The organism is Pseudomonas sp. MF7453 (assembly GCF_016405455.1).
Taxonomy (GTDB): Bacteria; Pseudomonadota; Gammaproteobacteria; order Pseudomonadales; family Pseudomonadaceae; genus Aquipseudomonas; species Aquipseudomonas paralactis.
Genome location: NZ_JAEKCN010000001.1, coordinates 223750 through 236787 on the forward strand (window position 1 = coordinate 223750; position 13038 = coordinate 236787).

14 protein-coding genes are annotated in these 13038 nt (G+C 57.4%); 5 read left to right on the forward strand and 9 right to left on the reverse strand.

Going from position 1 to position 13038, the window contains the following annotated elements; genetic code table 11:
• The first annotated feature begins 5 nt into the window (after positions 1–5).
• The gene (locus JFT63_RS00975) at positions 6–1091 is read left to right on the forward strand and encodes a GlxA family transcriptional regulator (protein WP_198843219.1); all 1086 of its coding nucleotides are present in this window, start codon (positions 6–8) and stop codon (positions 1089–1091) included.
• 19 nt (positions 1092–1110) lie between these two features.
• On the opposite strand, the gene JFT63_RS00980 is transcribed toward JFT63_RS00975, so the two are convergent.
• From JFT63_RS00980 to JFT63_RS00995, 4 genes are all read right to left on the reverse strand, one after another.
• Complete coding sequence (locus tag JFT63_RS00980; protein WP_442963700.1) at positions 1111–3975, reverse strand: TonB-dependent receptor domain-containing protein; 2865 nt, start codon at positions 3973–3975, stop codon at positions 1111–1113.
• A gap of 69 nt (positions 3976–4044) precedes the next feature.
• Complete coding sequence (locus JFT63_RS00985) at positions 4045–5007, reverse strand: FecR domain-containing protein (protein ID WP_198707925.1); 963 nt, start codon at positions 5005–5007, stop codon at positions 4045–4047.
• A complete protein-coding gene (locus tag JFT63_RS00990; RefSeq protein ID WP_198843221.1) occupies positions 5004–5510 on the reverse strand; it encodes a sigma-70 family RNA polymerase sigma factor in 507 nt (168 codons plus the stop codon). The genes JFT63_RS00985 and JFT63_RS00990 overlap by 4 nt, the downstream gene beginning before the upstream one ends.
• 89 nt (positions 5511–5599) lie before the next feature.
• Entirely contained in the window at positions 5600–5968 is a 369-nt protein-coding gene (locus JFT63_RS00995) for a cupin domain-containing protein (protein WP_198843222.1), read from the reverse strand.
• A gap of 185 nt (positions 5969–6153) precedes the next feature.
• Between JFT63_RS00995 and JFT63_RS01000 the strand changes: the two genes are divergently transcribed.
• Positions 6154–6870 (forward strand): class I SAM-dependent methyltransferase, encoded by a 717-nt coding sequence (locus tag JFT63_RS01000; protein ID WP_198843223.1) that lies wholly within the window; start codon positions 6154–6156, stop codon positions 6868–6870.
• Positions 6871–6895: 25 nt separating this feature from the next.
• Here JFT63_RS01000 and JFT63_RS01005 read toward each other — a convergent pair whose 3' ends face one another.
• The 3 genes from JFT63_RS01005 to JFT63_RS01015 all read right to left on the reverse strand — a co-directional run bounded on the left by JFT63_RS01005 (position 6896) and on the right by JFT63_RS01015 (position 8881).
• A complete protein-coding gene (locus JFT63_RS01005) occupies positions 6896–7261 on the reverse strand; it encodes a hypothetical protein (protein WP_057700788.1) in 366 nt (121 codons plus the stop codon).
• An 806-nt stretch (positions 7262–8067) separates the two neighbouring features.
• Complete coding sequence (locus JFT63_RS01010) at positions 8068–8310, reverse strand: hypothetical protein (RefSeq protein WP_057700787.1); 243 nt, start codon at positions 8308–8310, stop codon at positions 8068–8070.
• Positions 8311–8338: 28 nt separating this feature from the next.
• Positions 8339–8881 (reverse strand): GNAT family N-acetyltransferase, encoded by a 543-nt coding sequence (locus tag JFT63_RS01015; RefSeq protein ID WP_198707892.1) that lies wholly within the window; start codon positions 8879–8881, stop codon positions 8339–8341.
• A gap of 160 nt (positions 8882–9041) precedes the next feature.
• Between JFT63_RS01015 and JFT63_RS01020 the strand changes: the two genes are divergently transcribed.
• On the forward strand, positions 9042–9275 hold the full coding sequence (locus JFT63_RS01020) for a hypothetical protein (protein ID WP_003192651.1): 234 nt from the start codon (positions 9042–9044) through the stop codon (positions 9273–9275).
• 6 nt (positions 9276–9281) lie between these two features.
• Here the strand turns inward: JFT63_RS01020 and JFT63_RS01025 are convergent, their stop codons facing one another.
• Positions 9282–9776 carry a GNAT family N-acetyltransferase gene (locus tag JFT63_RS01025; RefSeq protein WP_198843224.1) on the reverse strand — a complete coding sequence of 165 codons (495 nt, stop codon included), beginning with the start codon at positions 9774–9776 and terminating at the stop codon, positions 9282–9284.
• 119 nt (positions 9777–9895) lie between these two features.
• On the opposite strand from JFT63_RS01025, the gene JFT63_RS01030 reads away from it, so the two are divergent.
• On the forward strand, positions 9896–10411 hold the full coding sequence (locus JFT63_RS01030; protein ID WP_198843225.1) for a GNAT family N-acetyltransferase: 516 nt from the start codon (positions 9896–9898) through the stop codon (positions 10409–10411).
• Positions 10412–10549: 138 nt separating this feature from the next.
• Here the strand turns inward: JFT63_RS01030 and JFT63_RS01035 are convergent, their stop codons facing one another.
• Positions 10550–11896 (reverse strand): hypothetical protein, encoded by a 1347-nt coding sequence (locus tag JFT63_RS01035; protein ID WP_198843226.1) that lies wholly within the window; start codon positions 11894–11896, stop codon positions 10550–10552.
• 435 nt (positions 11897–12331) lie between these two features.
• Here JFT63_RS01035 and JFT63_RS01040 point away from each other — a divergent pair, with 435 nt between their 5' ends.
• On the forward strand, positions 12332–13009 hold the full coding sequence (locus JFT63_RS01040) for an HNH endonuclease (RefSeq protein ID WP_198843227.1): 678 nt from the start codon (positions 12332–12334) through the stop codon (positions 13007–13009).
• The last annotated feature ends 29 nt before the right edge of the window (positions 13010–13038 follow it).

Here is a 13038-nt window from a genome sequence, read left to right on the forward strand (position 1 = left end):
CGGTGATGGAAACCGAGGCACCTGTTTGCCAGACCATCGGCTTTTTGCTGCTGGACCAATTCACGCTGATATCGCTGTCGTGTGCGGTCGAGCCGCTGCGCATGGCCAACCAATTGGCGGGCGAAGAACTCTACCGTTGGCAAACCCTGAGCCTGGACGGCCAGCCGGTGTGGGCCAGCGATGGCGTGTCGGTGACCCCGGATGCCTGCGCGCAGGACCAGCGCGGCTTCGATGCGGTGATTGTGTGCGGCGGCGTGGGCATTCAACAGGCTATCAGCCCTGCGCTCATCGCCTGGTTGCGCAGCCAGGCGCGCCTGTACTGCAAACGCCTCGGCGCGGTGTGCACCGGCAGTTGGGCGCTGGCCCAGGCGGGGTTGCTCGATGGCTTCCAGTGCAGCGTGCATTGGGAGCTGATGGCGTCGATGCAGGAGGCGTTTACCCGCGTCAAGGTCAGCTCCAGCGTGTTCACCCTCGATGGCAACCGCTTTACCAGCTCTGGCGGCACTGCCCCGCTGGACATGATGCTGCACCTGATCGGCCGCGATCACGGGCACACGCTGTCGGCGGCGATTTCCCAGATGTTCGTGTACGAGCGCATTCGCAACGAGCGCGACCACCAACGCGTGCCGCTCAAGCACCTGCTCGGCACGCAACAGCCCAAGCTGCAAGAAGTGGTCGCCCTGATGGAAGCCAACCTGGAAGAACCCATCGACCTCGACGAACTGGCCGCCTACGTGCACGTGTCCCGCCGCCAGTTGGAGCGCATGTTCCAGAAGCACCTGTACTGCACACCATCGCGCTATTACCTCAAACTGCGCCTGACCCGTGCCCGCCAGTTGCTGATGCAGACGCCCATTTCGATTGTCGAACTGGCGGTGATTTGCGGCTTTGTGTCTACGCCGCATTTTTCCAAGTGCTACCGGGATTTCTTCGGCGTTGCGCCCAGCGATGAGCGCTCGGACATGCGCCTGCATCCGCCGCCTGAGCTACGGCCCGAGGTGCAAGCCCGGGCCCCGCAAAGGCCCAGAAATGCACTGGAGCAGGCGCGCGACGAGCCGACGTTTGCGACGGTGCAGATTCAACGGCGATAGGGCGATGCTCAGCTTAGCGTCAGAACGTTGTCTGTAGACCCACCCTGAGGGTTCGGCCCGGCGCCGGCATAAAGCTTTGCGCCAGCGGGTCCAGGTAGTAGCGGTCGGTGAGGTTTTGCAGCGAGACGTTCAGTTGGGTGTGGTCCTGCAATTTGTAGTTGAGGAACAGATCCACCAGCGTCACTTCGCGATAGATCAATTGCGGCGTGGTGGCGCCTGTCTGCCAAGGTTTATCGGCGGTCACCGTGGGGCCGGAGGTGTAGGTGATGCGCGTGCCGAGCGTCAGCGACTGGTCGAAAAAGCGCAGGCCGGTGGTCAGGTTGGCGGCAAAGCGTGGCGGGTTCTGGGTGTTGGTGTAGGAGCCCATGAAACTGCCGGGCGTACAGTTGGGCGTCTGGCTGGTGTCGCGATAGCGGTTGCTGCTGGCACGCAGGCGAGCGGCGAACGCCGAGTCGCAGGTTTGGGTCTTGAGGTAGTAGGTGGATGACAGGTCGGCAAACACACGGCCGGCATCGTAATGGGACTGCAGCTCCAGGCCGCTGGTCTTGAAGCTGTCGGTGTTGCTGAATTGCATCAGGCCCATCAGGCCTGGGCTGGGGTCGTAGTAACGGGTGATGTAGTTTTTGATGGTGTTGTTGAAGTACGCCAGTTTGATCGCCGCCTCATCGTCAGCCACAAACAGGCCTTTTTGGAGGGTGCTGGCGCCGATTTCCCAGTTACTCGAACGCTCGGGCTTCAAGCCTTTGCCGGGTAGAGTTTGTAATACGCCCTGGCTGGTCTCGAACAGCGACGGCATCCGCAGGCCCTGAGTGTAAGAGGCGTAGACGAAGGTGTCGGGCGCCACCTCCAGGTTGATGCCGAAGGCAGGCGCAAACGCGCCGCCGCTGTTGCGGTTTTTTCCGGAGTAGTCATAACCGCTGACCACTTCGCCCACCTGGGGCTCATACACCGAGGTCTCCGTGGCCCCGAAATCGTTATAGCGCGAGCCTTCAAATGGGAAGTTGGTATTACTGAAAACGATGCCGTTGTTCAGGCGCGGGTCGGTAGCGTCGGTGTAGTCCCCGTTCATGTCGGGGAACCAGAGCATGTTGCCGTAGGTCCCGGCCTTCGTGGCTGACACGTAGCGCAACGGGCGCTCTTCCCAGCGCGCCGTTGAAAGCGGCACATGGTCTTGTGTGCGGTAATAGGTATAGCGGCCACCGCCCCATAGTGTAAGGCGGTCCACGGGTTGGTATTCGAGCTTGCCGTTGAGGTTGAATTCCTGGCGTGAACCATCGCGCAAACTGCGGTTGGCGTTGATGTCATGCTGGGTGGTGACCACGCCTTTTTGCGGGCGCAGCTCTTCGATCTGGAAGCCACCGCCCAGGTCCAGCTTGAGGTCACCATAGTCGCTGGTGAACCGCGAAGTATTGGCCAGGTCGCCGCCGATGCGACGGTTGGCCTGGCGGCTCCAGTTGCGGTCCGAACGGTAGGCTTGGGACGCGGGCGCGAGCACTGAAGTCAGTTGGCTGGTTTGCGCATCGGTCATCCACAGGCTGGTGGTAAGGTCCACCAGCGGGTTGTTGGTGGGCAGGTAATGGTAGCGCGCGGTATAGGTGTCGATCTGGGTATGGCCCAGTGGGTACTGGTAGATGCCGCCGGTGCCGAACCGAAAAATGTCCGACGGCATGATCTCGCCGATGTGCCCGTTGTAGCGCTGGTAACCCAAGTCAAAGGTGTGTTCGTCGGTGGGGCGGAGGGTGGTCTTGAGCAACCAGGATTCGGTCTCGGCCGACGAATTGAGTACTTCTTCGCCGGCGTTATAAGTGCTGGCCACCGTGCTTTCTTCGTCGCCATAGCGGTCGTAGGTACGGTAGCGATCCTGGCCCTTCTTGCCCGCAAAATAGTTGCCTTGATTGCGGTGAGCGTAGGCTGCGACTACATCGAACAGGTCATGGGTGTAGGCAAACGCGGCGCTGCCGGATTCGGATTGGGAGCCGAACAACCCGCCACGGTTTCGGTGCGGTTCGGCGTACAGGCTGCCCTCTGATGAGTGACCGTCGCGGTAGGCGGGCGCAACGCCGTTGTTCCACGTCTCGCCCTTGAGGCGCAGGCCGATGTTTTGCCCATCGCGCAGAATGTCTTCAACTCCCAGGGTACGCATTTTAACCGTGCCGCCGATGGCGCTGGAGTCAATGCTGGGGCCCTTGTCGATGGTCACGTCGCTGATCAAATCCGGGTCGATGTAACTGCGCTGCTGGGTGCCGGCGTAGCCGCGATACACATCCAGTGCTTGCTGCGCGCCATCCACCGTAACCGCCACGCGGCTCTGGCCCTGGATGCCGCGGATGTTTACATCCAGGCCGCCGCCGTTGCGGCTGTCACCCACCTGTACGCCGGGCTGGCCTTTGAGCAGGTCGCCGGCGGAGATCACGCCAAAGCGCTGCATGTCCTCGCCGGAGATATACACGGAGGAACGCGGCGCCGCATACACTTGCTGTTTTTGCGGGTCTTCGCCGATGACTTTCTGCGTGGGCAGCGCAAGGGCCGTGCCGCCCTGGTACAGCTCGTAGCTGCCATCGGCCAGGCGCTGATAACTCAAGCGCGTGCCTTCCAGCAGCTTTGTCAACGCGGCGTCGGTGGTGAAGTCGCCGGTCAGGCCCTGGCTGTTCTTGCCGGCAGTCAGCGTGGCACGCCCCGCCATGCTGATGCCCGCCTGCACGCCAAAGCGCGAGAGCACCTGATCCAGCGTGCCGGCGTCGATGTTGAAGTGCTGGCGCTCATCGGCTGCCAACGCCGCCGCGCCGCACAGCGGTTGCAAGGCAAGGAACAGCAGGCCGACTGTGCGGCTGCGCAGAACATGGAGGGGGGAGGTCATGCAGGGCTCCTGAGGGTGAAGGCCCACCTGTTTCGATGGGTTATTCCCATAGGCCAAGCGACGTGGAAAAAACTGCGCTGTATTACGAAAATATTTTCAGGCCGGTACCACGGTCACCCAATAGCGCGTGCGCCGCTCAATGCGCACCGGCAGCGCTTGGGCGAGCAGGGCCAGGGCGGCATCGGTATCGTCGAGCTGGAAACTGCCGGTGACGCGCAAGCCCGCAACGGTTTCGCCACAGCGCAAAATCCCTGGGCGATAGCGCGAGAGTTCGGCCAGCAGCGCGTCCAGGCGCATGCGTTCGGCAGGCAGCAAACCTCGCAGCCAGGCCTGAGCAAGGAACCCATCGACAGGGACCGGCGCGGCGACCCCCTGGCTGTTCACCTGGGTGCGCCAACCTGCTTCCAGCCGCAGGGGCAGTGGGTGGCCCCGCGTATGCACCTGCACCAAGCCGCGCAGGACCGTCACCTGAGTGCTCTGGCGGTCATGGCGCACCAGCAGATGAGCTCCCGGGCTGTGCAGCGTCGCGTCGGGTGTCTTCAGTTGCAGTGCTCGCGATTCGACGGGCGCGTCCAGGGCCATCTCGCCCTCGACCAACTGCACGCTGCGCTGTGCGGCGTTGAAGTCCAGGTTGACCGCGCTGGCAGTGTTCAGCCATAACGAACTGCCGTCCGCCAATCGCCATTGGCGCCGCTCGCCGGTGCTGGTGCTATACGTGGCCAACGCCGAACGCACCACAGTGGACTGCGCACCTTGCCACGACAACCCGCCGAGCAGGCCGACGGCGAGCAAGGCCTTGAGCACCTGGCGGCGTTGGTGTGGATCATTGCCGGCAGCTTCCAGCGCCCGTCGCGTGGTGGCATCCGCCAACAGCGTCGCCCCCGGCTGCAACGACAACGGCAAGCTGCTGACGCGCTGCCAGGCGTATTCATGTTCGGTATTGGCTTGGCGCCATTGCTGCAAAGCCAAACAATCGGCAGCGTTCATCAGCCCGGATTGGCTTTTCACCAGCCAGTCGATAGCGCTGTCGCGGACCTGCGGATCAACCGGCAGGCTCATTCAAAACGACTCGCGTAACACACGCTGAACGCCTTGCCCATGGCCCGCTGCACCTGAGCCACGCTGAGGTGCAACTGCGCGGCGATTTGCGGGTAGGTCAAGCCGTCGAGCTGGGACAAAAAGAAAATCCGCCGCACCGGCATCGACAGCCCCACCAGCAATGAGTCGAGTTGCAGCAGGGTCTCGATGGTCAGCAGCCGCTCCTCCGGCGAAGGCTCCAGCGCTTCGGGCCGCGCGGCCAATGCCTCCAGGTAAGCGCGTTCAATCGCCTGGCGCCGCCAGCGGTTGATCAACAGATCGTTGGCAATCTTGGCCAGAAACGCCATGGGCTGGCGCAGCTCGCCCACCTCCTGGCGCGAACACAGCACGCGTACGAAGGTGTCGTGGGCCAGGTCCTCGGCATCGGCACGGTGCCCCAGGCGTCGATGCAACCAGCCCCGCAACCAGGTGCGGTGGCGGGTATATAACTGCTCGACCGGCGAGGCGGTGCTGTCGTTGAACATGTGAGATTCGCTTGGCTTAAATGATAACTCTTCTCATCTTATGGGTTTTGGTTAAGGGTTGTACAGCGCTAAGCAGCGTACGCTTGCGCTCAAATCCACTGATCGTTGACTGCCGTCCGCTCTCCGCCTTCGTGTCCGGTGTTCAAGATGCCCCTTGGCTCGATCATCATCAGCTTGGCTTCTCCCTCGGCCGCCGTCCTGTGCTCAATGCCACGCGGCACCACATACAACTCACCCGGCTTCACATACACCGGGCCATCCGGCAGGTCGATACGCAGCGTGCCTTCAAGCACCAGGAACGCTTCATCGGTTTCCGGGTGCGAGTGCCAAATGAATTCGCCCTCGATGCGCACGACTTTGAACTGGTAGTCGTTCATTTCGGCGACCACTCTTGGGCTCCATTGCTGGTCGATGAGCGAGGCTTTTTGAGCAAGGTTTACAGGCTGTGCTTGAGTCATGCGGGATCTTCCTGTCGATGAGAAGGCCAGACTATCTGGGTCGACAGGTCAGAGGCTTGTACGATCCTGCAACCTCTCCACTCGTACGCTCCCGCATTCCCTATGGGAATGCAGCACATAAAATTAATGCATTTTTCTTACTGCCACGGTTAACGTAATTTGCGTCAAGGCCACGGAGAACCGCCTTGAACTCATCCTCACCCAACTCTGCTGACAAATTCGATACCTCAAGAGCCAACGAGTACGCGCGACAAAGTCGTATCGCGCTGGCGGGCTATGACGCGTGCCAGGATCTGGCAGCCTGCATGATCGCGGCGAGCCTTGGCGATGTCCCATCTGCCAAGATACTTGTGGTCGGCGCCGGCGGTACGGCGCAGGAAATAATCGCCATGGCCAACCTTGAACCGGGCTGGCGCTTCATGGCGGTTGATCCCTCCCAGCCGATGCTGGAAGCGGCAAGGCAGCAGTTGGAAGCCAACCACTTGCTTGATAGAACCACCCTGCATCTCGGGACGCTCGAAGATCTGGCAGCAGACGCGTCATACGACGCCGCCACCTTGATCGGTGTGCTTCACCATCTGGAGGGTGACGACGCCAAGGGCCGGATGCTGCAATCGATTCGGGCGCACCTGAAACCGGGGGCACCGCTGATCGTCGCGGGCAATCACTATGCGTATGCCAGCCAGCCGTTGCTGCTGACGGCATGGGGCCAACGCTGGCGCCAGCATGGCGCCACCCCGGACGAAGTGAAGGCCAAGCTCGGCAAAATCCTTCAAGGCGCTGACCCGCCCCATTCCGAGGCCGCGGTTCAGAAGCTGTTGCATGACGCCGGCTTCGGCGACGCGACCCGTTTCTTCAGCAGCCTGTTCTGGGGGGCTTGGTTGACGTGTAAGGTGCAATAGCGAAGTCAGCAACCCGTGGCACGATTCAGATCGCCCGGAGAGTAGCCAGCCGCCGACGCCAATCGCCGCCATGCCGAAGGTGGCATTCCTCTTCGGAGTCGAAACTGACGCAGCGGGCGATGTTCGGGACGTGCACGTCAGCGTCATCCAGCGCGGCGGTAGTCAGCTCGCGCATACGGGCGTCCGCGCCGGTCGCGAGGGCGTGAGCCTTGCTCGCAACGCTGTCGAACACCCAGATCACCCGCAGACTTTGGGGGAAGGCGCGGTAGTCGACGGTGTGGGTCAACCAGTCGAAGCCCGGGATTTCGGTTTTTGCGATCTCGCAGGCGTCGGTCAGGGCTGCGATGAGGCGGCGTTCGATACGGGCGTGGTCGCGTGAGGCTGGCGGCATAAAGGAAGTCTGTGAGTCCTGGGAGTGGGTTGGGGCTTCAGCCGATAGGCTGATCAGAGCATAGATATCTACACAACTTCGGCACGACGCTAAATCTGTGGCGAGGGAGCTTGCTCCCGTGACGGCCTGACGGCCGGCGCATATCCATCTGACGCTCCGAAATCCAAATGTGGGAGCTGGCCTGCGAAGACGGCCTGCCAGCCGACGCCAATCTACCTGACACTCAGCGATCCAACTGTGGGAGCTGGCTTGCCTGCGATGGCGGCCTGCCAGCCGACGCCAATCTACCTGACACTCAGCGATCCAACTGTGGGAGCTGGCTTGCCTGCGATGGCGGCCTGCCAGCCGACGCCAATCTACCTGACACCCCGCAATCAAACTGTGGGAGCGGGCTTGCTCGCGAAGGCGGCCTTATAGGCGACACAGCTATACCGAGTACATATCCATTCCTGCGGTAACGGCCACTTAGGGTTCCGCCCTGACGGCGGCTCACTTTGCAAAAGCGGCAAAGTAAGCAAAACGCTCTTGCCCCACCACTCGGCACCTCGCCTAGGCTCGGTGTGCCCGTAATCCGCCAGTGATTTGGGGGGCCGCCGCCACGCGCCATCCATGGCGCGGGGCGGCTAAACCGGCATCCCTGCCGGTTTACCCCCCAAATCCCTATCGAATTCCGGCCAGCGTGGTTTAACGGGGCGCCTGAGATCAAGATCAAAAGCAGATCAAGATCAACAGCGGCTCGCTTCGCATCGTGGTTACCGTTGAGCGCTACAGAGTTGTATAGATACCTCTGCTGATCAGAGCGGGCGCTATTGAAGCGAGGGACGCAAGCGTTGCCACTCATTCCAGCAATCCTCGGCAACGATATCCGGGTAACCCCGTTCTTGTTCCATCGCCAACGCGGTGGAGAAGGTTACCGCAATGCAAGTGGCCTGGTCGCGGATATTGCACACTTCGACTTCGCTGAGAGGGGCGCCTTTTTTCGATTCGGCGGCGGTCAGCACGGCTGCCAGGGCGGGTACGAAAACCAGGCAGAGGGGCTCGGTAGACATCAGCTTATTCCTGAGTGGGGTGGGGCGCTTATTGTTCAGGGTTGATCAACGATCTCAACGTATGGTCCTCCCAAACGCCAGCGATTTTCAGATAGGCCCGCGCATGTCCTTCCTTCTCAAACCCCAGCGACTCCAGAAGTCGTTCACTTCGCACATTACGGGGCAAATGATTGGCCATGATCCGATGAAGCCCCAACTGCTCAAAGCAATGACGGTTAGTGACCTGAAGCGTTTTTTTCATCAGGCCGCGACCCTGGGCAGATTCCGCCAGCGAGAAGCCAAGATGACAGGCCTGAAAAACGCCCCTCACAATGTTCGTGTAGTTACACCGCGCTAGAACCTCTCCGCTCTCAGGTTCAAGCAAGAGGAAACACAGAGCGTTGCCAGCGTGCATATTGTTCACCTGTTGCTCGACCCTGGCCTTGGCGTTGCCCATGGTGAAGTATTCCTCATCCCTGAGCGGCTCCCAGGGTTGCAGATGCCTGCGGTTGATGCGCTCGTAACGGCTGACCCTCTCGAAATCGTCACATGCCAATGGCCGAAGGCAGTAGCCCTCAACGCAATACTCCATAAACCCCTCCAGATTTATCAATGGCCCAACCTGACTGCGTAGCCGCAAAGAATAGCGCCGCTGCGCGTAAAGCGACCCCTTTCATGGCAAACAGGTCTACCATGCCAGCCCCGGCAGTGGTTTCACTCGCTCCCGAACTCCATTTTTCAAGGTAGCGATAATGTCCATCGACCAGATCTCCCTCCCCAAAGGCGTCGGCCCCCACGCCGCCAAGCTGCTTGACGCCATTACTGGCGCCTCCACCCATGAAGAACTCAACCGTGCTGGCGGTAAAGCCGAGGGTTTTGTGCTGGGGCTGGAGGCCACCAAGGCGATCAAAAGCCAAATCGCAGAGTCGCTGTATGTGGCGTATGACGACGCGGCGAGCAATCGGGCTGGTGAACTGAAGGGCTAGTGCACGTCAGCCCATGGTTCCGGAATGAGCGCCAATCGCCGGACTAGGCTGACGAACATAATAGTTGTCGAAGTCACTGCTTTCGATGAATTGAAAGCCATGGCGGGTATAAAAGCGATTCGAAGCGCTTTCTTTGAGAGCCCCTACTTTGATAGGAAGCGCAGCCGCATCCGCCTCTTTGAAAATCTGAGTGAGAACAGCAGACCCTACCCCTGACCCTTGCGCGCCCGGCCTTACATACAAGTGGTCGAGCAAGAGTTCATTGGAGTGATGTTTGACCACTACGAAACCCACCCTCTCTCCAGACGCCTCGATATAGCGTGTGTCGCGAGCTTCAAAGCCTCCAACAAACCGCTCCCGCGCACGGGCTGGATCAAATCGCCCAACACGCTCCAGACTTTCGCGCATGGCCTCAATTCGAATGGCTACCAGATTATCCAAGTCGCTTTGTTGAACCGGGACCAAAATGATGGGGGAATTTTGATTGGGTGCGACGGGCATATTGGGTGCTCCAACTACCATCCTGGGGGCTCAGTATAGAGAGCCTGATGCTGATGAAGCGACTCGCATGGTATGTTCACGGCGTACATGGAGTAACGGACCCCAGGAAGGAAATGGCCATGCCAGTGGACACCCACGCAATCCGCATTCTCTCGCAACGCCTTAGCATTGAGCCATTCTGCGAGCAGGACGCTGTTGAGTCTTTCGCTTGTATCACTGCATCTTTGACTCGCTACATGTCCTGGGAACCGTCTGCCTCGCCAGAAGAGTACGCGCAAGTCTGGGGGCGGTGGCTGCCTGCGATAGCGGATGGCAGCGACATCGTGTTCACGATCAGGGAGCGGGTAGGTGCTCGTTTTATCGGCTTGGTCGGGCTGCACCATACCGGCAGTGAAACACCGGAGTTGGGGATCTGGGTTCGTGAAGATAAACATGGGTTGGGGTTTGGTGGTGAAGCGGTGCGGGCGGTTGTTCAGTGGGCTAGCCAGTGGGTGGCGGCAGAGAGCTTCATCTATCCTGTTGCGACGCAGAATCGTGCGAGTCGACGTATTGCTGAAGCTTTGGGGGGAGTTGTCATTGAGAGGCGGATGTCGGAAAAATATGAGTCGGTTGTGTATCAGATACCGGTGGTTTAACTCTGGGTATCAGGTTGGTCGGAGGCCTGTTTTCGGCCAAAAGCGGTCACTTACCGAAGGCAAAGTCGCAGGGGATTCTCACGGAATGCCCCTGGCTGCCCTGGCTGCCCTGGCTGCCTTGAGTGAATTGCGTGTTATCTAAGGTGCATCGCCTTCGTCTTCGCCCTCATAATCGTAGTCAATCAAGCTTGCTGACACTTCACCAAGCTCAAATTTACCTAAAGCTCTGGTGCCGAGCAGCACAGTATTTTTAATTTCGATATTGAATCCAATATCGCGACCGGGAACATCATCATCCCGTCTATGAGAGCCGCTTGCTGAACCAGTAAAAGTAACATTCAAGCCATCATCAAATGTAATAGAGTCTAATTCGCCGATTTCAATTTCGTCAAAGATAGTGTCAGATTCTGCGATGGGCCCTGAGAACTCATCACCATTAAGCAAATCATACTTAAGACTTTCGCAGATATCTCTACAAACCTCTTCTACTTGCTCCTCGGTGAGTAATTTATATTCTAGATCTTCGAAGACTGATATCACATGATCAAATAGAAGGTCGGGCCCTAGGTTCTCGTTGTCGGTTCCTTCGTCTTGCACAATGGTTTCGAGGCTTGACGCAAACTCTTTAGGGTCGTAGTAGATGTATGACACTTGTGATAGCTTTTCATTGTTAAAATTTTCGTCGCGGACTAAGGAGTGAAAGTCTTCGTAGCCAAAAATCATCGCTACGATCTCACCTAGTCCAGCTAGAGATAGTTGAACACCATCTGCTTTCAGGCTTTCTTCGATTGCCAGCATGAAGCTGTAAGATGATGGGAAACGATTTGATGCCTCTGCTGATTTTAGCTGAGCACTTGCCACATTGAATCGTTGTCGTTCGAGTGCAGCATTTTTCTGTTTTTTCTCTTCTTCTAGCTCAGCTTGATTCGCTCGGCTTTTGGCTTCCGCCGCTGAGGCTGTAGCCGCTTCCGATACCGCTATTGCCGCTTCGGCTTTTTCTTTTAGCCTTACACTCCTGAGCCTCAATTGTTCGATTGTTTCTTTTCGGCGGTCAATGTCTAATTGGACGTTTTGCTCTAAAAATTTCTTGTCAGGATTTGCTAGCAGCTTTTGTTTATTCAATATTTCCTGTTGCTTAACCTTGCCGACTTCGATTGATATGGCTTGCTGGTGCAAACGTTCATTTGCAAATTTTTGTATCGATTTCAGCACGAGTGATGCCCAAGGGAAAGCAAACAAGAATAGCAGCGCCATACATAAAGGGATTATAAATATTGTATTTAATCCAATTATGTCGGTCTCCTTAAAGTACTTACCAAGAGCATTAATCCGTTCTGTGGCGGTTCCGTCGCCCCATATTAGGATTGCCAAATGACTCCAGTTGCAGAGTATCCATGCCCCTATGAATGCGCCAATAAATGGATCTTCAACCTTTGTTTTCGTGTTTCCAGAGATTGACTGCATTATATCGTCGAGAAATTTCATTCCGTATGACCTGCTTTCCTATATTCAAAGTGACGCCTGGAGTGGGCTCAAGGCGTATGCGAGTATGGCGATTTTGGGGGATGATCGATACTGCCAGATGACTGCGAAGGCTCACAAATTCGTTACGGTACAGGCCGTACCTCTGCCACTCCTTCATTCAACACACTGGCCTGATAGAGAGAAATGGCTAGTGATCGCCAGGCGTACACAGCAAGAAGGGCCGGATGCCTGAGCCAACATTGAGCCAAAGTGTCCGCTTTGGGTCGTTTTCTGCCTGTGGTGATCGGCCGAAAACGGACAAAACGAGCCAAGGGGCGAGCCTATGAGGTCAGGGCGGTTCATGAATTAAGCACCTTGAAACAGCATTGCGCGATCTAGATTCTGCTAACGTTGACCACTTTAATCCGCCCATTCATTACCTGTGAGGAATAACATTTGAGCTCAGCATATGCCTTTGATCTTAAGTTGGTCTGTGGTGGCTATGGTTACTTTTCAACGCTAACATTAGGTAGCGCACCGGATTCAACCGGCCTTGAGGTTCGCAAGCCATCATTGGTCAACAGCGAAGTGTTTCCTGCCGCCCTTGAAGAATTAGGCGTAAGTTACATCACAGTCAATAATGAAAATAGCTACTACGACTGGACTTGTATCCAGGGGTGGGCGATTGCAGATGAGAAGTTCGTAAGGGAATACATGCCACACTGGATAAAAAAAAGAAGGTGCCTGATTTCTCCTTACGGGTCTTTCACAGATATCGAGCTGGCTTCAGCATCTATTCGAAAAAGAAGTTTTCGAGGAAAGTTCAAAAAAAGAATATTAGATAGAGATGGGAACAAGTGCATTAATTGCCCCGAAACGGATGGGCTAACTTTGCAGCATGTACGACCATACTCACAGGGTGGCGAAACCAGCTTTAGGAATTTAGTGACACTGTGTGAAAGTTGCAATCAGGATATGGGGGCCGAAACTTATAGGGAGCTATACGATCTCGCAAGTTTACGTTATTCGTATGAGCCTTCTTTGCTGAGAAACTCTGAGGTGAATGAGCGAGCAATTCTTCGTGCAGCTCAGTTTTCTAGAAATATTATGCATACCCGGTGTGAGCTTTACTAGGTAGTTCTAGAAAAGGCGCGTTGTAGTGG

Coding starts and splice junctions, on each gene's coding strand:
- JFT63_RS01010 (WP_057700787.1), bottom strand. CDS start 8,310: ATGTCTACCGAGCCCCTCTGCCTGGTTTTCGTACCCGCCCTGGCAGCC.
- JFT63_RS00995 (WP_198843222.1), bottom strand. CDS start 5,968: ATGACTCAAGCACAGCCTGTAAACCTTGCTCAAAAAGCCTCGCTCATC.
- JFT63_RS01015 (WP_198707892.1), bottom strand. CDS start 8,881: ATGGAGTATTGCGTTGAGGGCTACTGCCTTCGGCCATTGGCATGTGAC.
- JFT63_RS00975 (WP_198843219.1), top strand. CDS start 6: ATGGAAACCGAGGCACCTGTTTGCCAGACCATCGGCTTTTTGCTGCTG.
- JFT63_RS00985 (WP_198707925.1), bottom strand. CDS start 5,007: ATGAGCCTGCCGGTTGATCCGCAGGTCCGCGACAGCGCTATCGACTGG.
- JFT63_RS01025 (WP_198843224.1), bottom strand. CDS start 9,776: ATGCCCGTCGCACCCAATCAAAATTCCCCCATCATTTTGGTCCCGGTT.
- JFT63_RS01035 (WP_198843226.1), bottom strand. CDS start 11,896: ATGAAATTTCTCGACGATATAATGCAGTCAATCTCTGGAAACACGAAA.
- JFT63_RS01020 (WP_003192651.1), top strand. CDS start 9,042: ATGTCCATCGACCAGATCTCCCTCCCCAAAGGCGTCGGCCCCCACGCC.
- JFT63_RS01030 (WP_198843225.1), top strand. CDS start 9,896: ATGCCAGTGGACACCCACGCAATCCGCATTCTCTCGCAACGCCTTAGC.
- JFT63_RS00990 (WP_198843221.1), bottom strand. CDS start 5,510: ATGTTCAACGACAGCACCGCCTCGCCGGTCGAGCAGTTATATACCCGC.
- JFT63_RS01005 (WP_057700788.1), bottom strand. CDS start 7,261: ATGCCGCCAGCCTCACGCGACCACGCCCGTATCGAACGCCGCCTCATC.